At 36.1% G+C, this 21,212-nt stretch carries 17 protein-coding genes; 16 read left to right on the top strand and 1 reads right to left on the bottom strand.

The window, feature by feature from the left end:
* From AC07M3_RS17070 to galE, 15 genes are all read left to right on the top strand, one after another.
* Positions 1–1,083, top strand: a complete 1,083-nt coding sequence (locus tag AC07M3_RS17070) for a DegT/DnrJ/EryC1/StrS family aminotransferase (protein WP_307013100.1) — start codon at positions 1–3, stop codon at positions 1,081–1,083.
* Between the two features lie 7 nt (positions 1,084–1,090).
* Complete coding sequence (locus AC07M3_RS17065; RefSeq protein WP_307013102.1) at positions 1,091–2,368, top strand: lipopolysaccharide biosynthesis protein; 1,278 nt, start codon at positions 1,091–1,093, stop codon at positions 2,366–2,368.
* A gap of 95 nt (positions 2,369–2,463) precedes the next feature.
* Positions 2,464–3,696 (top strand): hypothetical protein, encoded by a 1,233-nt coding sequence (locus tag AC07M3_RS17060; protein WP_307013105.1) that lies wholly within the window; start codon positions 2,464–2,466, stop codon positions 3,694–3,696.
* On the top strand, positions 3,697–4,779 hold the full coding sequence (locus AC07M3_RS17055; protein ID WP_494567824.1) for a glycosyltransferase family protein: 1,083 nt from the start codon (positions 3,697–3,699) through the stop codon (positions 4,777–4,779).
* Between the two features lie 9 nt (positions 4,780–4,788).
* A complete protein-coding gene (locus AC07M3_RS17050) occupies positions 4,789–5,892 on the top strand; it encodes a glycosyltransferase (RefSeq protein ID WP_307013109.1) in 1,104 nt (367 codons plus the stop codon).
* Positions 5,893–5,895: 3 nt separating this feature from the next.
* Positions 5,896–6,966, top strand: a complete 1,071-nt coding sequence (wecB, locus tag AC07M3_RS17045; RefSeq protein ID WP_307013111.1) for a non-hydrolyzing UDP-N-acetylglucosamine 2-epimerase — start codon at positions 5,896–5,898, stop codon at positions 6,964–6,966.
* Between the two features lie 4 nt (positions 6,967–6,970).
* Positions 6,971–8,203 (top strand): glycosyltransferase family 4 protein, encoded by a 1,233-nt coding sequence (locus AC07M3_RS17040; RefSeq protein WP_494567825.1) that lies wholly within the window; start codon positions 6,971–6,973, stop codon positions 8,201–8,203.
* A gap of 52 nt (positions 8,204–8,255) precedes the next feature.
* A complete protein-coding gene (locus AC07M3_RS17035) occupies positions 8,256–9,203 on the top strand; it encodes an NAD-dependent epimerase/dehydratase family protein (RefSeq protein ID WP_307013116.1) in 948 nt (315 codons plus the stop codon).
* A gap of 7 nt (positions 9,204–9,210) precedes the next feature.
* A complete protein-coding gene (locus tag AC07M3_RS17030; RefSeq protein WP_307013118.1) occupies positions 9,211–10,227 on the top strand; it encodes an MraY family glycosyltransferase in 1,017 nt (338 codons plus the stop codon).
* Entirely contained in the window at positions 10,217–10,744 is a 528-nt protein-coding gene (locus tag AC07M3_RS17025) for a PglD-related sugar-binding protein (protein WP_307013119.1), read from the top strand. The genes AC07M3_RS17030 and AC07M3_RS17025 overlap by 11 nt, the downstream gene beginning before the upstream one ends.
* A 182-nt stretch (positions 10,745–10,926) precedes the next feature.
* Positions 10,927–12,801 (top strand): polysaccharide biosynthesis protein, encoded by a 1,875-nt coding sequence (locus tag AC07M3_RS17020; protein ID WP_307013121.1) that lies wholly within the window; start codon positions 10,927–10,929, stop codon positions 12,799–12,801.
* Between the two features lie 11 nt (positions 12,802–12,812).
* A complete protein-coding gene (gene galU / locus AC07M3_RS17015; protein WP_494567826.1) occupies positions 12,813–13,688 on the top strand; it encodes a UTP--glucose-1-phosphate uridylyltransferase GalU in 876 nt (291 codons plus the stop codon).
* 117 nt (positions 13,689–13,805) lie between these two features.
* Complete coding sequence (locus AC07M3_RS17010) at positions 13,806–15,068, top strand: nucleotide sugar dehydrogenase (RefSeq protein WP_151743760.1); 1,263 nt, start codon at positions 13,806–13,808, stop codon at positions 15,066–15,068.
* Positions 15,065–16,735: a glucose-6-phosphate isomerase gene (gene pgi / locus AC07M3_RS17005; RefSeq protein WP_494567827.1), complete on the top strand. Its 1,671-nt coding sequence runs from the start codon at positions 15,065–15,067 to the stop codon at positions 16,733–16,735. The genes AC07M3_RS17010 and pgi overlap by 4 nt, the downstream gene beginning before the upstream one ends.
* Positions 16,728–17,744: a UDP-glucose 4-epimerase GalE gene (gene galE, locus AC07M3_RS17000; RefSeq protein ID WP_494567828.1), complete on the top strand. Its 1,017-nt coding sequence runs from the start codon at positions 16,728–16,730 to the stop codon at positions 17,742–17,744. Before pgi ends, galE begins: the two co-directional genes overlap by 8 nt.
* A 43-nt stretch (positions 17,745–17,787) precedes the next feature.
* On the opposite strand, the gene AC07M3_RS16995 is transcribed toward galE, so the two are convergent.
* Entirely contained in the window at positions 17,788–19,158 is a 1,371-nt protein-coding gene (locus tag AC07M3_RS16995) for a phosphohexomutase domain-containing protein (RefSeq protein ID WP_494567829.1), read from the bottom strand.
* A gap of 376 nt (positions 19,159–19,534) precedes the next feature.
* Between AC07M3_RS16995 and lldP the strand changes: the two genes are divergently transcribed.
* Positions 19,535–21,202 (top strand): L-lactate permease, encoded by a 1,668-nt coding sequence (lldP, locus tag AC07M3_RS16990; RefSeq protein WP_494567830.1) that lies wholly within the window; start codon positions 19,535–19,537, stop codon positions 21,200–21,202.
* The last annotated feature ends 10 nt before the right edge of the window (positions 21,203–21,212 follow it).

The raw sequence follows: 21,212 nt of genomic DNA, 5'->3' as shown, positions 1-21,212 counted from the left end.
ATGATTGACTTTATTGATTTAAAAGCACAGCAAAATCGAATTAAAGATAAAATTGATGCTGGTATTCAAAATGTATTGACACATGGTCAGTACATTTTAGGCCCAGAAGTAATTGAGTTGGAAGAAAAACTTGCTGCCTATGTAGGTGCTAAACACTGCATTACTTGTGCCAATGGGACAGATGCGTTGCAAATTGCACAAATGGCATTCGGTATCGGACCAGGTGATGAAGTGATCACGCCAGGCTTTACTTATATTGCAACGGCTGAAACAGTGGCATTATTAGGCGCAAAGCCTGTCTATGTTGATGTAAATCCGAAGACTTATAATTTAGACATTGAAAAATTAGAAGCAGCAATTACCCCTCGGACCAAAGCCATTATTCCTGTAAGTTTATATGGTCAATGTGCTGACTTTGATGCAATCAATGCGATTGCATCAAAGTATGGTATTCCTGTGATTGAGGATGCTGCACAGAGTTTTGGTGCAACCTATAAGGGCCGTAAAAGCTGTAACCTAAGTACGGTTGCTTGTACGAGCTTTTTCCCAAGTAAGCCATTAGGTTGTTATGGCGATGGTGGAGCTATTTTTACCAGTGATGACGAGTTGGCTAAAGTAATTCGCCAGATTGCACGTCATGGTCAAGATAAACGTTATCATCATATTCGGGTGGGTGTAAATAGCCGTTTAGATACCTTGCAAGCAGCTATTTTATTACCAAAATTAGAAATTTTGGATGATGAAATGCATGCACGTCAAAAAGTAGCTGAAGTTTATAATCAGTTATTTAATCAAGCAAGCATCCATACAACACCATATCTTGAATCGCATAATACGAGTGCATGGGCACAATATACTATTCAGGTTGATAACCGTGCAGAAGTACAAGAAAAACTAAAAGCACAGGGTATTCCAACTGCTGTGCACTACCCAATTCCTCTGAATAAACAACCTGCTGTAGCTGATACAAGTGTAATGTTGCCTGTAGGTGATGCGATTGCTGAAAGAGTAATGAGCTTGCCTATGCATCCTTACTTAAGTATTGAAGCGCAAGAGAAAATTGTTCAAGCTTTAGTAGGTTGATTAAACTGTGAAAAGCCTTCTTGTAAAGATTAACAATAAGCTCAATGCTCAAGGAGGCTTTTTAAAAGCTGTATCTGTTCTAGTAGGAGGTACAGCTTTTGCTCAACTTATAGGTTTAATCTGTTTACCTATCCTGACTCGATTATATAGCCCTGATGATTATGCTGTACTGGGAATATATATTGCGATTGTTTCAATTTTGTCTGTTATTGCTTGCTTGCGTCTAGAAATCGCTATACCTATACCTGAAAAAGATGAAGAAGCTAAATCTTTACTTATTCTTTCGTTATTAACTAACTTTTTTATAGTTTTAATTTTATATTTAATACTATTCTTTCTTAATCCTATTCTACAGAATTTTTATATTATTAAAAAATTATCTATATGGATATGGTTTGTTCCTTTAGGTGTCTTTTTATCGGGGTTATATTCGGCATTACAATATTGGTCTACACGTAGAAAACGATTTAAAGATATTGCTCAAACTAGAATGACACAAGCTATTTGTAATAATGGGGCAAGTTTGTCCGTTGGTTTTTTTACTGGTGGGTTTTGGGGGCTCATTTTAGGCCAACTATTTAGTTTTAGTGGAGGGTTACTAAAGCTAGGCTATGGCACTTATAAAGATGTTATGCAAGTTAAAAAGAATACTGAATTAAAAGTAGTATTACATAAATATCAAGATTTTCCTAAATATTCGACATTTGAGGCTTTAGCCAACACAAGTGCTATCCAACTCCCTTTAATTCTTATTGCAAGTTTTTTAGTGGGACCAGAAGTAGGCTATTTAATGCTTGCTATGAAGGTCTTAGGTATTCCTATGGGACTTATAGGTTCCGCAATGTCCCAAGTGTATTTATCACATGCTCCTACCTACTATCAGAAGGGTGAGTTATTTGAATACACGATAAGTATTCTAAAAAAAATATTAAAATTAGTGATTCTGCCATTTTTAATATTGTTAATAATTAGCCCTTATATATTTGGTTATATATTTGGAAAAGAGTGGGCTAGTGTTGGATATTATATTTCCGCCATGGTCCCTTGGTATTTTATGCAAATATTATCATCGCCGGTATCGATGTCTTTACATATAGTTGGGAAGCAAAAAATAGCCTTATTTTTACAAATATTCGGTTTTTTTGTTCGTGTAATATTGCTGCTGATGGTGGCTTCATATTTTAATAAAGGTATTCTTGTATATTATGTTTTATCCGGGTTTCTATTTTACACTATTTATATGATTGTTATTCTGGCTTGTTTAAAACATAAAGAGGAGAAGTAGGGATAATGTATTTGCTTTTTTCTTTAATATGCCTAGTTTTTTCTGCTTATTTTTTCTACCGAGCATCGGGGTCACTAAGCCCTAAGAAAATGAATATGATCTCATGGGTTTTTTGGTATTCTCTTGTTATTCAATCATTTATTGCATCAATATTAGTTGTTTACAATGTCGACGGTCACTACGGCGTACAAAAAATATATTTTGAAGAGTCTAGAGTACAAGGATGGCTTGCTGTTCAATATTGTATGGTTGCACTGCCATTATCTATGTGGGTTACTCTAATTTTCTTTAAAAGAAGGGTCAGTAATAAGGGGGCTTGGCATTTATTTATAAAAAAAGATTTGCAATCATGTTTGACCCATCGTGATGTTGCTTTACGAAAAGTATTTTATCTATTAAGTTTAATATCTATATTTTCAGTTCTTTACTCATTTTTGAGTGTTGGGATGTTTCCTTTTCAAGGTTATATAACAGGAGATAGTATTAGTGGCTTAAGGCAGAATGTAACTAGAGAGTTTGGGGGGGTTGTTTATATAAAAAATATATTTGGATTGGCTTTGACTCCTATACTGTCTTATATATTTTATTGTTATTATCGTTTGTATAAAGAGAAAATTGATCTTATATTTTTTGTGGCTTTATTATTAGCTAGTGTTGCAATTGTGACTTTTGATTATGCTAAATCTCCATTAGCATTTTATCTTTTAGGTTTCTTTTTTATAAAAGTAGCATTGGGTGATAATATAGATTATAAAAAATTATTTAAATATGTTTTGTTAATTATAGGTTTGTTGGTTGGTTTTTATATTTTAGCTGGTTATACAGATACTGTATTCTCTTTATTTAACTCTTATAATTCTGGTCTTATTGGTCGATTAACTATTTCACAAGCATTTGGAACATATTTAGCTTTCGATTTGTATCCTGTCGTATATGATCATATTGGATTTTCATCACTTACAGATTTGTTCGGTGAGTCAAGAGAGCGTATGGCTAGAGAAATTATGCTTAGTATAAATTCACAAGGTATAGCTGATGGAACTGCAGGAGTAGTAAATACACTTTTTGTAGCTGAAGCTTGGGCAAATTTTGGGTTATTAGGAGTTGTATTTTCAGTTATATGGGTGGGTATCTTAGTTCAGCTAATCTATAGCACAATTATTTATTCAAATAAGAATCCTGTCATTTTGGGGGTATATGCTTATTTGACATATAAGCTTCCTATTACTGGCGGTTTTAATGATTTTTTATATAATCCTGCTTTATTTTTATCCATTTTTTTAATTTTTTTAATAGTTTGGTTTGTTAAACTACGAGTCGTAAAGTAAATGAAGAATATAATATTCCATTGTCCTTTTCCTTTGGATAATAAAGCAAAATCCGCTAGTGGTATTAGACCAATTAAAATGCTCAATGCTTTTAGATCTCTAGGATATAATATTGATTTGGTTGTAGGCTATTCAGATGAGAGACGTATAGCAATAAAGAAAATAAAAGAAAAAATACAAAATGGTTATAGCTATAGTTTTGTGTATTCAGAAAGCTCTACCATGCCCACTGCTTTAACAGATCCTCATCATTTACCATTAAATCCATTTTTAGATTTTAATTTTTTTAATTTTTTAAAGAAAAATAATATTAGAATTGGGTTGTTCTATCGTGATATACATTGGAAATTTGATCATTATGGTATAGGTCTTTCTTGGTATAAAAAGCAACTCGCTTTATTTTTTTATTATTTTGATTTAAAACAATATAATAAGTTGGTGGATGTTTTTTATTTACCTTCAATGCAAATGGGTAAATATATTGATTATATTGATACAATAAAATTTAAAGCTCTTCCACCTGCGCATGATTTAAGTAATTATGGGGATCTTACTCCTGTAAGTAATATTATAAATTTATTGTATGTGGGTGGAATTGGAGAGAATTATAAATTAAATAAATTATTCGAAGCTATGATTTTAATTCCTAATATTAATTTAACGGTATGTACTCGAGAAGCTGACTGGGAAAAAAACAAGGATAAATATACTGTTATTCCAAAAAATATTAGAATAGTACATGAAAGTGGAAAAGGGCTTGATGAGTTATATAGAACATCACATATAGCATTACTTTTTGTTGAACCAAAAGATTACTGGGATTTTGCAGTTCCATTTAAGTTATTTGAATATATTGGAAGAAATAAACCAATAATTTGTTGTAAAAATACGTGGACTGGTGATTTTGTTGAGGAGAAAAATATAGGATGGGTAATTGATTATAATGTTCAAGCATTCGTAGATTTACTATCGAATTTAAATCCTTCTAGTATTATAGATAGTACTGAAAAGGTAATTGAGATAAAGGGAAATGAGAGTTGGATAAGTCGAGCTGAACAAGTTATACACGATTTAAATAATTGAAGGTAGAGTATGAAATTAGTTATTCTTTCAAGTGCAAATAGTATTCATACTATTCAATGGGCGAAATATTTAGCTAATTTAGGAATTGATGTACATGTCGTTTCACAACATCCTGCTAGTCAAGATTTTCCCCAGCATATTCCTGTGCATATTTTGCCGTTTAAAGGGTTCCTTGGATATTTCCTAAATAGTTTTGCTCTGAAGAAATTAGTAAAATTAATTAACCCAGATATCGTAAATGTACATTATGCTAGTGGATATGGAACAACTGCGCGGTTAACTAACTTTCACCCATATGTATTGTCTGTATGGGGGAGTGATGTCTTTGAATTTCCCTTTCGGTCACCTTTACATAGATATTTGTTAAAAAGAAATTTAGCAGTTGCAGATACGATCGCTTCAACAAGTATAGCTATGAGTAATCAAACGCAACAGTTTTTGATTCAAAACCGGAATATTCCGATTACTCCTTTCGGTGTAGATTTTTCTAAATTTAATAAAAATAAAATAAAAAATACTGATCAAGATGTTATTACGATTGGTACTGTTAAAACATTAAAACATGTTTATGGTATTGATATTTTAATACATGCTTTAGCAAAAGTTTATCAACTTTTAAAACAGCAAAATTGTGAGTTTATTGAGAAAATTAAATTTCGTATAGTCGGTGGCGGCCCAGATCTACAGAGTTTACAACAGCTTGCTTGTGATTTGGGAATAAAACACCTTACAACTTTTGTTGGCAGAGTTGACCATCAAGATGTTCCTGAAGAGCTTGGAAAGTTAGATATTTATGTGGCCTTAAGTCGACAAGAAAGTTTTGGTGTGGCGGTGCTTGAAGCACAAGCGATGGGATTGCCTGTTGTAGTTTCAAATGTTGGTGGTCTTCCAGAGGTCGTTCAATCAGGTAAGACAGGATATATTGTTGAAACGGAAAATCCAGACCAAGCTGCAGAAATGATCGTAAAACTTATTTTAGATCAAAATTTAAGAGATGAATTTGCTATTAATGCAGAAAATTTTTCTCGTCAAAATTTTTCTTGGGAAGCATGTGCCCAAAATATGCAAAAAGTTTATCAAGAAACGTTAGTTAATTTTAAGAACAGAGTTTAATTTATGAAAATTCTTACCGTTATTGGTGCACGACCCCAGTTTATTAAAGCAAGTGTAGTTTCAGCTGCAATCCAGAAAAGTTCAGGATTACAGGAAAAAATTATTCATACGGGGCAGCATTTTGATCAAAATATGTCAGATATCTTTTTTAATCAGTTAGGAATTCCTAAACCAGATTATCAATTAGATATTAACAGTAGTAGTCATGGCGCCATGACTGGGCGAATGCTTGAAGCGATTGAAAAAATTTGCTTAGAAGAAAAGCCTGATCGTTTAATGGTTTATGGTGATACTAACTCAACTCTGGCAGGTGCGTTGGCTGCTGCGAAACTACATATTCCTGTTGCACATATTGAAGCCGGATTACGTAGTTTTAATATGAAAATGCCGGAAGAAATTAACCGTATTTTAACTGATCAGGTAAGTGACATTTTATTTTGTCCTACTGAAACAGCAGTGAAAAATCTCAATAATGAGGGCTTTAATACTAAACCAGTAAAAGTTTTAAATGTAGGTGATGTTATGCAAGACTCATCTATGTTCTTTGCTGAGCGTGCAGTAAAAAGTGAAGTATTAGCTAATATTCCTGAAACTGGTTTTATTGTAGCTACCTTACATAGGGCTGAAAATACGGATGTACCAGAGCGTTTAAAAGCGATTATTGAAGCTTTAAATTATATTCACCATCATATCCAGCCTGTTGTATTACCGCTCCATCCACGTACACAAAAAGTGGTGAAATCTCTTGGGTTGAAGCTTGAGATGATTGTACTTGAGCCAGTAGGATATTTAGAAATGATCTGGTTACTCAAACATTGTAGTGCTGTGGTCTCTGATAGTGGCGGTGTACAGAAAGAAGCTTTCTTTTTTAAAAAGCCATGTATTACTATGCGAGATCAAACTGAATGGGTTGAACTTATTGAAAATGGTGTAAATGTTTTGGCAGGGGCTGACACTCAAAGAATTATTGAGTTTACACAATCAATGCTTCATAAGAATATTGAAGACCCATTTAATTTGTATGGTGGCGGAAAGGCCTCACAAAATATTGTTAATATTTTAGCTAGTATGTAATGTTATGAGTCAAAAAAAAACAATTTGGATTATCAATCAATACGCATCAACGCCCAATACAGGATTTATTGGGCGACATTATTATTTGGCTCAGGAGCTTGCTGATCTAGGACATAAGGTGTATGTAGTATCTGCTTCATACACCCATAGTCAAAGTAACCCCGTCTCTTTTGATGGGGACTATAAATTTGAAGAGTTTAGTGATAATTTCAAATTTTTATGGCTGAAAACACCAGTTTATCAAAAGTCTACTAGCAAAAGACGTGTTTTAAATTGGTTTGAATTTGGCTGGAAAATAACAGGCTTAAATAAAGTTATTAAAGATAAACCAGATGTCATTTTATATTCTTCTTTGAGTCTAGTTGGCTTTTTAGGAGCAGAGCGCTTAGCTAAAAAGAATAAAGTTCCTTTAATTTTTGAAGTGCGTGATATTTGGCCTTTAAGTTTAATAGAAATAGGAGGTTATTCTGCCTCTCATCCCTTTGTTCGCTTTTTGCAATGGGTAGAAGATCGAGCTTATCAAAAATCTCATAAAGTAATTTCTAATCTAAAAAATGCTGTAGATCATATGGTTTCAAGAGGCCTAGATCCTCAAAAATTTTATTGGATTCCAAATGGTTTCTCTAGTAAAGAGGTAGCAACTAAAGAAGCTTTGCCCAATAATATAGAAAAGCAACTTCCTGAACATAAGTTTATTGTTGGCTATACTGGTAGTATTGGTATTGCAAATTGCTTACAAAATCTTATTGGTGCCGCTATACAACTACAAGATAGAACTGATATTCATTTTGCAATAGTTGGAAAAGGTGAATATAAAGAGGTTTTGCAACAACAGGTTGCTGATCATCAATTATCTAATGTGACTTTTATTGATCCTATTCCGAAAACACAGATCCAAAGTATGCTTAATAAATTTGGAGCTTGCTATATCGGATTAAAAAAGGACCCTTTATTTAGATTTGGTGTTTCACCTAATAAACTGTTTGACTATTTATATGCTGCAAAACCCGTAATATATGCTATTGATTCAGGAAAGTATAAGCCTGTATCAGATGCTGGTGCAGGTTATGAAGTTACTCCAGAAAATACGGATGAACTCGTTGGTACTATTGAAAAGTTGGCTGCTATACCCGAATCAGACAGAATGGTGATGGGTGAAAATGGACGTAAATATGTAGAAGATTTATACGATTATAAAGCTTTGGCATTAAAGCTAGAACATACTTTGTTTGAATAATCCTTATCACTGAAATCAGACGAATGATATAAATTCTGAAGGATATTATTGTATGAAAATTTTGGTTACAGGTAGTACAGGGTTTGTAGGTCAAGCTTTAATGCAAGTACTAATAAATCGAGAAGATAAATTATTTACCCTAGCTAGACGTGTTGATCGTAATTTACCAGATAAGGTTCATCAAATTATACATGACTCTGATTCAGCCCCTTTCTCGGTTACTTTTCCAGAGAAAATTGATGTAGTTATTCATTTAGCTGGCCGAGCTCATATATTAAACGAGAAAGTGGATGATCCCTTACAAGAGTTCAGGAGGGTTAATGTTGAAGGTACTTTGCAACTTGCTAAAGAGGCTTTAGAGAATAAAGTAAAGCGATTTATTTTTATTAGTTCAATTGGCGTTAATGGTTCAAGTACAAATGGAAAAGCATTTAGTGAGCAGGATGTACCCCAACCTCATGCTGATTATGCTGTATCTAAGTTAGAAGCAGAGGTAGCACTTCAGAAAATTTTTGAAGGTACTGAAACAGAATTAGTAATTATTCGACCACCTTTGATTTATGCTGCTCATGCGCCAGGAAATTTTGCACGTTTCATAAAACTAGCGTCTACAAATATTCCTTTACCATTTGTTGGTGTAAATAATAAACGTTCATTTGTAGCACTTGAAAATTTAGTTAATTTTATTGAGTGCTGTATTACTCATCCATTAGCTAAAAATGAATTATTTTTAATTTCTGATAATGAAAGTTTATCTACTAAACAATTGGTGACCTATTTAAGACAAGGTATGCACAAAAAAGCGAACTTGATCTATATTCCTAATTTGGTGATGAAATTGGGAGCGTTAGGAGTAGGGAAAATAAAATTGTATGAACAGCTTTTTGGTTCATTAGAGGTAGATGCATCAAAAGCAAGAACATTGTTAGGCTGGCAACCGCCACTAAGTGCAGAATCAGCCCTACAAAATGCTGGCAATAAGTACACTAAAGTTAAGTGAGTAAAGCATGTCGATTTTTTTGCTAATAATTGTCGGTTTTTTAGCTGCGTTTTCTTTAACTGGGTATATGAGACAATATGCCCTCAAAAAAAATATTATTGATAATCCTAATGAACGTAGTTCCCATACTATGCCAACACCTCGTGGTGGTGGGGTCGCTGTAGTAATAAGTTATCTCTTAGGCTTGGCTGGACTGATTTACTTAGGATCTTTAACACCCTCTATCGGTATAATTGTAATTGCTGCAGGATTTATCATCGCATTATTGGGCTTTTTAGATGATCATGGCCATATTAATGCTTTGGTCCGGTTGGCAATTCATTTTTTAGTTGCAATTGGGGTAGTGATTGCTTTAGGTGGTTTTACTGAAGTTACTATTTTTAATAATTTAAAATTAGGCTTTATTGCAAATATTATTGCTGTACTCTTTTTAGTATGGTTATTAAATTTATATAACTTTATGGATGGTATTAATGGAATAGCCAGTATAGAGGCTATTACATCAGTTTTAAGTATGGCTTTGATATATTGGATATTATATCCAATGGTGAATAATCAGGTGCTATGCTTAATGGCTGCCACAGTGTTCGGATTTATGTTATGGAATTTTCCAAAAGCTAAGATATTTATGGGCGACGCCTGTAGCGGCTTTTTAGGGTTAGTTTTAGGTATCTGGGCTTTGTATGCACTTAAACAGGATACAGCATTATTTTGTGCATGGATTATTTGTTTAGGAGTTTTTATTGTAGATGCGACTTTTACCCTGATTCGAAGAATTTTGAATGGACATAAAATGTATGATGCCCATAGAAGTCACGCATATCAATATGCTTCTAGAAAGTATCAAAGTCATACAAAAGCAACCTTAGGTGTACTTACAATAAACTTAGTATGGTTATTGCCTATGGCTTACCTAGCCGCTAGTAAAGCCATGATGCCAGAGCTTATTATTGCTATCGCTTATTTTCCTTTAATTGTTCTAGCCATCTATTTTAATGCAGGGAAGACGGAACATGAGCAATGAAAGTACTTTATTAATTTTGGGTGCCGGTGGGCATGGTAAGTCAGTTGCGGAAGCAGCCTATTTATCTGGGAAATGGAGTAATATCGTTTTTGCAGATGATGCTTGGCCTGAAAAAACGGAGTTTTATGGATACCCTATATTGAGTAATATGAAACGTTTGGCTGAAGCATCTTTAAAAGTCTCAGCTGCTATTCCAGCAGTAGGGAATAATATGGTACGTCAACAATGGTTCCAGTTATTACAAGAAGCAGGTATCCCATTAGCGACTGTGATCCACCCCTCAGCAATTATTAGTTCTTCCGCTCGGCTAGGAAGTGGTGTAAGCATTATGGCTGGATGTATTATTGGTGTAGAAGCTGATATTGCTGATGGTGTAATTATTAACATGGGAACGGCTATTGATCATGATGTGACAATTGGCCAATTTGCACATTTGAGTGTTGGAGTAAAAGTGACGGGTGGTAAGAGCCTTGCTGCTTTTGAGTTTGTCCCAGCGGGAAGTATATTTGCTCATTAAATAAATTTTGGACAAAAGTCCTTACTTGAATACCTAAGAGATTGTAAATTTATACTTTATAATGAAGTATAGTGAATTATGGTTTGACATAGAGTTTGTAACCGATGCGTAAAATTTATTTCTAGTTGAACTAGAAATGAGTATAAATACCGCAGGGTTCGTAGAACGATTAGAAGAGTATTGTGAAAAAGATTATTTATCAGTTTGCGTCTGCGCCAAGACTCACCAAACAATGTTTTTTGGTTCTTATCGACCTTTTTGCTTTTCCTGTTATTTTATGGCTATGTTATGCCCTACGTTTATTTGACTTAGGTGTTGAAGTTATTTCAGGCATTAACTATGGAGTAGCGCTTGTTACCATTGTTGCTATTTTAAGTTTAATGGTAACAGGAGTATATCGGTTTATTGTACGGACATTTAATGAAGCCTTTATTGCAAAACTAGCTATCGCTGTTGCGCTAATGGTTATCGTTTTATATAGCCTGCCAGTTTTCTCCACAGCTTTTGTTCCAACATCAATTCCATTGATGTTTGGTTTCTTAATGTTTAGTTGGGTTTGGTGTAGCCGTGCATTTATCCGTTTTATTGTAAAGACTGCATTACTCACAGGGGAAGAGAGAAAGCGTATAGCAATTTATGGTGCAGGTGATGCTGGTCAGCAAATTGCAGCTGTACTTTATCGTTCTGGCAACCATTTACCTGTTTTCTTCATTGATGATAATAGTTCTTTGCAAGACCATATGGTTGGCGGTTTGAAAGTACTATCTTTAGAAAAAGCTTTACAACGTTTTGAAAAATATAAAACTGATGAAATTTTATTAGCATTACCTTCAGTAGGTCGCGTACGTAAAAGTGAAATTATTCAACAGTTAGAACCTGCACATCTTAAAATTACTGAACTTCCTGGCCTTACTCAGCTGGTTGATGGTGAACTAAAAGTTGCTGATATTCGTGAAGTAGACATTGTTGATTTATTGGGACGTGACCCAGTACCACCTGTAGATCATCTACTTGCAAAAAATATTCATAATAAAATCGTAATGGTAACAGGTGCCGGCGGTTCTATTGGCTCGGAGTTATGTCGACAAATTATTAAAAATCAACCTAAAATGTTGATCATTTATGAAATTACGGAATTTGCTCTTTACAGCATAGATAGAGAATTACGTCTAAGCGCTCAATGTGAAATTGTTCCAATTTTAGGTACTGTTCAGGATCAACAAAAATTAGAGCGTATTATTGAGCAGTATAGTGTACAGACGGTTTATCATGCCGCTGCCTATAAACATGTACCTTTAGTAGAATGTAACCCGATTGCTGGCCTCAAGAACAATGCGATTGGAACAGCGAATAGTTTAAATGCAGCTGTGAAAAAGGGTGTTGAGACATTCGTTCTAATCTCGACTGATAAAGCAGTACGTCCAACCAATGTTATGGGTGCATCAAAACGCATGGCCGAACTTTATTGTCAGGCAATGGCTGAAGCCCAGCAACGGACTCAAATTAGTATTGTACGTTTTGGTAATGTATTAGGGTCTTCAGGCTCTGTAGTTCCCTTATTTAAAAATCAGATTGCAAAAGGTGGTCCTATTACTGTGACCCATCCAGATGTAACGCGCTACTTCATGACGATTCCTGAAGCATCTCAGTTAGTTATTCAAGCTGGTGCTCTAGGTAAAGGTGGAGATGTCTTTTTACTTGATATGGGTGAACCTGTCCGTATTCAGGATTTAGCTCGACAAATGATTTCTTTAAGTGGTCTAACTGTGCGTGAACAAGACTCAGAGCAAGGGGATATCGCAATTCACTACAGCGGATTACGCCCAGGTGAAAAACTTTATGAAGAATTATTAATTGATCAAGAAAATACTGAATATACCGAGCACAGTAGAATTCTTCGATCATTTGAGAAGTTTTATCCTCTTACAGAGATTCAAGAGGTTTTTGAGCGGGTTAATAATATGACTGCTGTTCAAAAAGATATTGATTGGGCTCTTTGTCAACTCGAACACTATGTCGATGGGTATAAACGTAGCAAAGATATTATGGTTAATTAGAGAGTGAATCTGTGATTAAAAAGGCAGTTTTACCTGTAGCTGGATTAGGTACACGTTTTTTACCAGCAAGTAAGTCAATTCCCAAAGAAATGGTCACAGTGGTAGATCGCCCTGCAATTGAATATGTAGTGCGTGAAGCTGTAGAGGCTGGAATTGAGCAAATTATTTTGGTAACTCATTCATCTAAGGCATCAATTGAAAATTATTTTGATCGAAACTTTGAACTAGAAACGACTCTAGAGCAAAAGAAAAAGTTCGATTTACTTGAAGAAATTACACAGATTATTCCATCTCATGTGAGTGTGGTAAGTGTAAGGCAGCCTCAACCTTTGGGTTTGGGGCATGCTGTTTTATGTGCAAAAAGTATTGTTGGGCAAGATGATTTTGCTGTGTTATTGCCAGATGTATTGGTTCAAGATAACTCAGGGAAAAATGATCTATCGCGTATGATTTCACGCTATGAAGCAAGTCAAGCTGCTCAAATCATGGTTGAGGCAGTACCAGATCATCTTGTAGATCAATATGGAATTGTTGATGTGAAGCAGAGCCCGCATGAGGGTGAAAGTATTGCTATGCAGGGAATTATCGAAAAGCCTGCTATAGGTTCTGCGCCTTCTAATTTATCCGTGGTGGGGCGTTATATTTTACCTGCTAAGATTATGCAGCTTTTGGAAAATATACCCAAAGGTGCGGGCAATGAAATACAGTTAACTGATGCTATTGCGATGCTTCAAGAAACTGATACCGTTGAAGCCTACCGGATGCAAGGCCAAACTTTTGACTGTGGCAGCAAGCTTGGCTATTTGAAAGCTGTACTACACTATGGTGTTGCACACCCTAAGTTAGGATTGGAATTTAAACAGCTGATTCAAGAACTTAAATTATAAAGTTTTGTAGTTCTGCTTAAGCATTTGTAAAAACTACTGAATATAGTAGCTGAGCAGTATATTCTCTTCCTGTAAAGGGAAGAGAAATCTATAAAATACGAAAAAATCAGGTGTGCAATGAAAATCGCAGTATTTGGAACAACGTTACATGCCGGCGTGATGGCAGCGTTATTAGCTGAATATGGTAATCAAATTTACTGGTGTACAAGTGTCACCTGTGAAGAAAATATTTCTGTACTTTCGTATCAAGATCAAGACGTAAATAATTACTTAAATAAGCAGCGAAAAGCGGGTTTCTTAAAAGAGAGCCCTTTTTCTGAGATTCCTTTAGATATTGAAGTTTATTTATTCTGTTTTAGCCCAACACAAATTGAACTTGCATTAAAAACGGTTGAAAAATTGGGTGAACGACCAATTGTTCACCCACGGTTAATGATTAATGGTTCTACTTTTGGTTTGCACGGTACAGAAAAATTAAAACAGCATTTGCCAAAAGATGAGTGGGTTTACTTCCCTGATGTGATTCAGGAAGGTAATGCCATTAATAGTGTATTGAATGTAAAGCATGTCATTATCGGTGTGGAATCTAGAGATGCAAGTGAAACTATGCAGGAGTTATTGCGTCCTTTTTTCCAATTTAGTTACCAATATTTATTTATGCCGATTTTAGATGCTGAGTTCACCAAACTTAGTATTTCAGGCATGTTGGCTACCCGCATTAGTTATATGAATGACTTGGCTATGGTCGCCGAAAAGTTAGGCATTGATATTGCGAATGTAAAACATGGTATCGCTGCTGACACACGTATTGGTGCTGCATATTTATCACCAGGTGTAGGATTTGGTGGTGAGAATTTTTCGCATGATATTTTAACACTTTCGAGCACTGTGTCTGAAACTGGAACAAAAAGCCGCCTTTTGGAACAAGTTTGGGCTATTAATGAGCAGCAGAAAGAAATTTTATTTCGTAAGTTATGGAATTATTATCACTGTAGCCTAAATGGCAAAATAGTTGCGATTTGGGGTGCTTCTTTTAAAGAAAATACTTCGAATATACACAACTCACCGATTCATATTTTATTAGCTGCATTATGGGCACAAGGTGTAATAGTACGCCTACATGATCCTCAAGCTTTAGATGAAATAGCAGCAGCTTATGGGCATCGTGAAGATTTAATTTTATGTACTGATCAATATGAGGCGGTACGAGATGCTCATGCATTATGCCTAGTCACTGCATGGAAGCAATATTGGAGTCCTGACTTTAAGCAACTACAACAATTAATGAAGCATCCTTTAATTTTAGATGGGCGTAATATTTATGATCCTGCTTATGTAAAGGCGAAAGGTTTTGCTTATGAAGGAGTAGGGCGCTTATGAGTAAATCAATTGAGCAATTTCCAAAGGAATTAGTCTCGCCTTTAGCTCATCTGCAAACTTTAGGTGAAAAAAACTCGAAATTACATATAAAAGAGCTATTTGCTTTAGAGCCAGATCGTTTTCAAAATTATTCTGTAAAATTTGATCAATTATTTTTTGATTATAGTAAGCACCGTTTAACCAAAGATATTTTAGAACAATTAGTAGCTCTTGCGAATAATAAAAACTTAACTGAATGGATTAATCGTCTTTTTTCACAAGCTAAAATTAACTGTACTGAGCAACGTGAAGCAATGCACTGGGCATTGCGTTTACCGGTTGACTATTCAAAGTTTCCAGATTTAACAGAACAAGTTCATAGCCAGTTACAACGTATGTATGCCTTAGTGGAAAAAATCCATGCAGGGCAATATCGTGGTTCAACTGGTGAGGTGATTCAAGACGTTGTGAATATTGGTGTGGGGGGGGCTGATTTAGGACCGCAAATGGTTACACATGCGTTGTCTGATTTCAAGGTGAAAACGGCTAAGCCTTTAAATGTTCACTTTGTTTCGACTATGGATGGTAGCCAGTTATCAGAATTACTCCATCAACTTCGTCCTGAAACAACATTATTCATTATTTCATCTAAGTCTTTTGGTACGATTGATACCTTATCAAATGCACAAACAGTTCGTCAGTGGCTTGAAAAAGCATTAGGAGCACATGCTCGTGTATTAAAAAGTCACTTTATTGGTATATCGACAAAAGTTGACAAAATGTCAGAATGGGGAATCGCGTCTGAAAACCAGTTACTGCTTTGGGACTGGGTAGGTGGACGTTATTCTCTATGGTCTTGTATAGGTTTACCTATAGCCTTGACGATTGGTGTGGACGGCTTCCAGCAACTTTTAGCAGGGGCTCATGCAGTCGATGAGCATTTTCAAAATACGAGTTTTGATCAAAATATTCCAGTTTTGATGGCATTGTTAGGAATCTGGAATAATAACTTTTTAAATATTCAGACTCATGCCGTATTACCCTATGATGGACGATTAAAGTATTTTGCAGCCTATCTGCAACAGCTAGAAATGGAATCTAATGGGAAGTCAGTACAGCGCAATGGCCTAAAAGTTGAGCTTGATACTTGTCCTATTATATGGGGTGAGGTTGGACCAAATGCTCAACATGCCTTCTATCAATTGTTACACCAAGGAACGCAAGCTGTAAGTTGTGACTTTATTGCCCCAGTCCAACGTTATAATGCAGATCATTTTACCTATGTGGAAAATGCAGAAGCTCTGGTCGAACAACATCATCTTGCACTTTCAAACTGTTTAGCACAATCAAGATTACTAGCCTTTGGTAATGAAGCTTTAGACTCGACTGAATTAGAGAATTTACCAATTTATAAGCAATATGAAGGTAATCAACCAAGTTCTACATTATTATTGAAAGAATTAAATCCCTATAGTTTAGGAATGTTGATTGCTTTATATGAGCATAAAGTTTTTGTGCAGTCTGTGATCTGGAATATTAATCCATTTGATCAGTGGGGAGTTGAGAAAGGTAAGCAGATTGCTGATCAGCTACTTCCGATTTTAAACGGTGTTCAAAATGACCTTTCAACACTTGATGCTTCAACGCGTGGATTAATTAAAATATTGTTAGGAAAAGTAGATGGCTAAAATTCTAGTCACTGGTGGTGCAGGTTACATTGGTTCACACACATGTGTTGAGCTTTTGCAGGCTGGTCATGAAGTTATCGTTTTTGATAACCTTTCGAATAGTTCAGAAGAATCTCTAAATAGAGTTCAAGATATCGCTCAAAAAAGTTTAACTTTTGTGCAGGGCGATATTCGTAATGCAGATGAACTTGATCGTGTTTTTCAGACTCATTCGATTGACGCTGTGATCCACTTCGCGGGTTTAAAAGCCGTAGGTGAAAGCCAAGAAAAACCGCTCATTTATTTTGATAATAATATTGCGGGTAGCATTCAACTGGTTAACTCGATGGAAAAGGCGGGTGTTTATACACTTGTATTTAGCTCCTCTGCCACGGTGTATGACGAAGCCAATATATCGCCATTAAATGAAGACATGCCAACAGGTATGCCAAGTAACAACTATGGTTATACTAAGTTGATTGTTGAACAATTATTGCAAAAGTTGTCAGCGTCTAATCCAGAATGGTCAATCGCATTGCTTCGTTATTTTAACCCAGTCGGTGCACATAAGAGTGGGCGTATTGGTGAAGATCCACAAGGTATTCCAAATAATTTAATGCCGTATGTGACTCAAGTTGCTGTGGGCCGCCGTGAAAAATTGTCCATTTATGGTAATGACTATAACACGGTAGATGGCACTGGTGTACGTGACTATATTCATGTAGTTGACTTAGCGAATGCGCATTTATGTGCGCTAAATAACCGTTTGCAGTCGAAAGGTTGCCGAGCATGGAATATCGGTACAGGTAATGGTTCATCTGTTTTGCAAGTTAAAGATACCTTTGAACAAGTTAATGGGGTGTCTATTACTTTTGAATTTGCACCACGTAGGGCAGGAGATGTAGCGACAACTTTTGCAGACAATCGCCGTGCAGTTGCTGAGTTGGGTTGGCAGCCTCAATATGGTTTAGAAGATATGCTTGCTGATAGTTGGAACTGGCAGAAAAAAAATCCTAATGGATATAATTAAATATCAATAAAAAAGGAGCGAATCGCTCCTTTTTTATTATGGATTAGCCTTGAATCAATCCTGTCAACTCATCTACATAATGTTGCATAGGCTTGGCTTGGCGGTCTGCACGACTTTCAATGTTGAGGCGTAATAAGGGCTCGGTATTTGACGCACGTACATTAAAACGCCATGCGCCAAAGTCCAGACTTACACCATCGGTACGGTCAATTTGTGGGTTTTGATCAGCATAGAAATCAAAAATCTTTTGAATAGTGATCTGTGTATCTGCCACTTTAAAGTTGATTTCACCGCTACAAGGGAACTTGGCAATCATATTTTCAACCAGAGTTGAAAGAGATTGCTGAGTCTCAGAGAGTAGAGCAACGGTGAGTAACCACGGGATCATGCCGCTGTCGCAGTAAGCAAAGTCACGGAAGTAGTGATGGGCACTCATTTCACCGCCGTATACGGCATTATGTTCACGCATGACATCTTTAATGAAGGCATGACCAGATTTTGACTGTACTGCAACACCTTTATATTCATCGACAATATCAAACGTATTCCACACTAAACGTGGGTCATGAACAATTTTTTCGCCAGGTTGTTTAATCAAGAAAGCTTGAGCCAAGAGGCCAACAATATAGTAGCCTTCAATGAACTGGCCCTTCTCATCAAACAAGAAACAACGGTCAAAGTCGCCATCCCATGCGATCCCCATATCTGCTTGATGCTCAAGTACGGCATTACGGGTACTGTCACGGTTTTCAATTAAAATTGGGTTAGGAATCCCATTTGGAAAGGTACCGTCTGCTTCATGGTGAATTTTGATAAATTCGACAGGAATATTGAGTGCTTTAAATTTTTCTTCAATAGCATCAATGACGTGACCAGCAGCCCCATTACCCGCATTTACCACTAATTTTAATGGGCGGATTTTTGCAGGTTCGATATAGGTGATTAAGTGATCAACGAATTCAGGCAAGATGTTATAGCTTTGAGTTGTGCCTTTTTGGCTAACCTCTTCAAAGTGATTGGTTTCTGCTAAAGCCTGGATTTCCTTTAAACCGGTATCTGCACTAATTGGGCGAGCATTTTCTCGTACCAGTTTCATGCCGTTATAGTCCATTGGATTGTGGCTAGCGGTAACTTCAATACCACCTTGTACATCTAAATGAAAAGCGGCGAAGTAAACTTCTTCAGTCCCTGTCATACCTAAGTCAAGCACATTCACACCAGCATCATTTAGGCCGCGAATGGTCGCTTGTTTTAAAGACTCACTGCTTAGACGAATATCACAACCTATAACTACGGTCTTTGGTTTATAGATTTGTCCGTAAGCGCGGCCAATTTTATAGGCGATTTCTTCATTCAATTCGGTGCCGAGTTTACCTCGGATATCATAGGCTTTAAAACACGTTAAAGTAGTCATTATTCAGTTCAATACAAATGATTTGAGTTTTGAGCATTATTATACATTTATCAATTAATGGTTATGTTTATAGTTTTTATATTCAAGTTCTACGCTTCATTTCTGTAGTTTATATTTAATTTTATAAGAAATTATTTTTACGACTTTAGTCTAATAAATAAATTTATGAATTAGAAATAGCTTGATTTTACTTGGTGCTATTGGTCATACCAATTGTGATGATTATTTAATGCTTGAACTTGCTAATGCTCGTGTTTATGATGCGATCTGTGGTTTAAGGAATAACATTTGCACGTAAATTTTAATTGGTCATACCAATTGTGCTAAATGTTTAAAATTTTAAGGTACAAAAAATTCGCCCCAGCATTTCAAGGAGATGACAATGCTCAATATGTGGCAACAACTTTATGACCCTTTAAATAATATTTGGCTGTCCAGTGCGGTTGCATTAATCCCGATTATTTTCTTTTTTTTAGCCTTGGCGGTTTTTCGTTTAAAAGGCAGTATTGCGGGTACGGGTACAGTCATTATTGCATTGTTGATCGCTCTCTTTTTCTATCAAATGCCGGGTCAAATGGCCTTTGCATCCATTATTTATGGTTTCTTCTACGGTCTATGGCCAATTTCATGGATCATTATTGGGGCAGTCTTTCTATATAAAATTTCGGTAAAAACAGGCCAGTTTGAGGTGATTCGCTCAAGCATTTTGTCAATTACCGAAGATCAGCGCCTACAAATGTTACTGGTTGGCTTTGCTTTTGGTACGTTCCTTGAAGGGGCTGCCGGTTTTGGTGCTCCTGTCGCAATTACCGCTGCACTACTCGTTGGTTTGGGTTTTAAACCACTTTACGCTGCAGGCTTATGTTTGATTGTGAATACTGCGCCAGTTGCATTTGGTGCGATGGGTATTCCAATTATTGTGGCGGGGCAGGTTTCTGGTGTAGATACCATGGAAATTAGCCAGATGGTTGGACGTCAGTTGCCGTTTTTAACGCTGATTGTGCTGTTCTGGATTATGGCGATTATGGACGGCTGGCGTGGTGTTAAAGAAACTTGGCCTGCTGTATTGGTTGGTGGTGGCGCTTTTGCAATTGCGCAATACCTAACATCTAACTTTATTGGTCCTGAATTACCTGATATTACAGCGGCAATTGCGTCATTGGTCAGTCTGACTGTGTTGTTCCGTTTTTGGAAACCAAAACATATTTTCCGTTTTGAACCTGAAGCTGGTCAAACTCTAACTCAGCAACCTACAACAATTCAGCGTTATAGCATTGGGAAAATTGCTAAGGCGTGGTCTCCATTTGCCATCTTAACAGTGATGGTAACCATCTGGAGTGTTAAGCCGTTTAAAGCATTATTTGCAAAAGATGGGGCACTGGAACATTTAATTTTTAAACTTGAAGTGCCGTACTTGCATAAATTGGTCGAAAAAATGCCGCCGATTGTGTCAGAGATGAAGCCATATGAAGCGATTTATAAGTTTGACTGGTTCTCTGCGACAGGTACTGCAATTTTTATTGCTGCAATTATCACCGCTATTTTCTTGAAAATGAAAGCGAGTGAGGCAGTAACGACCTTTGGTGAAACACTAAATGAGTTAAAAACACCGATTTATTCAATTGGTATGGTGTTGGCTTTTGCTTTTATTGCTAACTATTCAGGTTTATCTGCAACTTTAGCTTTGGCTCTATCGCATACGGGTCATGCTTTTACTTTCTTCTCGCCATTCTTAGGTTGGCTTGGTGTGTTCCTTACGGGTTCAGATACATCTTCAAATGCTTTGTTCTCCGCATTACAAGCAACTACTGCTCAGCAGATTGGTATTCCAGAAGTATTGCTTGTAGCAGCGAATACCAGTGGTGGTGTGACAGGTAAGATGATTTCTCCACAGTCAATTGCGATTGCTTGTGCAGCAGTAGGCTTGGTTGGAAAAGAATCTGACTTGTTCCGTTTCACGGTAAAACATAGCATCATATTCACTGTCTTTGTTGGCATCATTGTTACGGTTCAGGCTTATCTGGTTCCGTGGATGATTCCATAACTCGAGTGAA

Source organism: Acinetobacter sp. GW821-FHT09D10 (assembly GCF_059416285.1).
The sequence above is the reverse complement of the archived record's forward strand: the minus strand, read 5'-3'. Positions and strand labels throughout refer to the sequence as shown.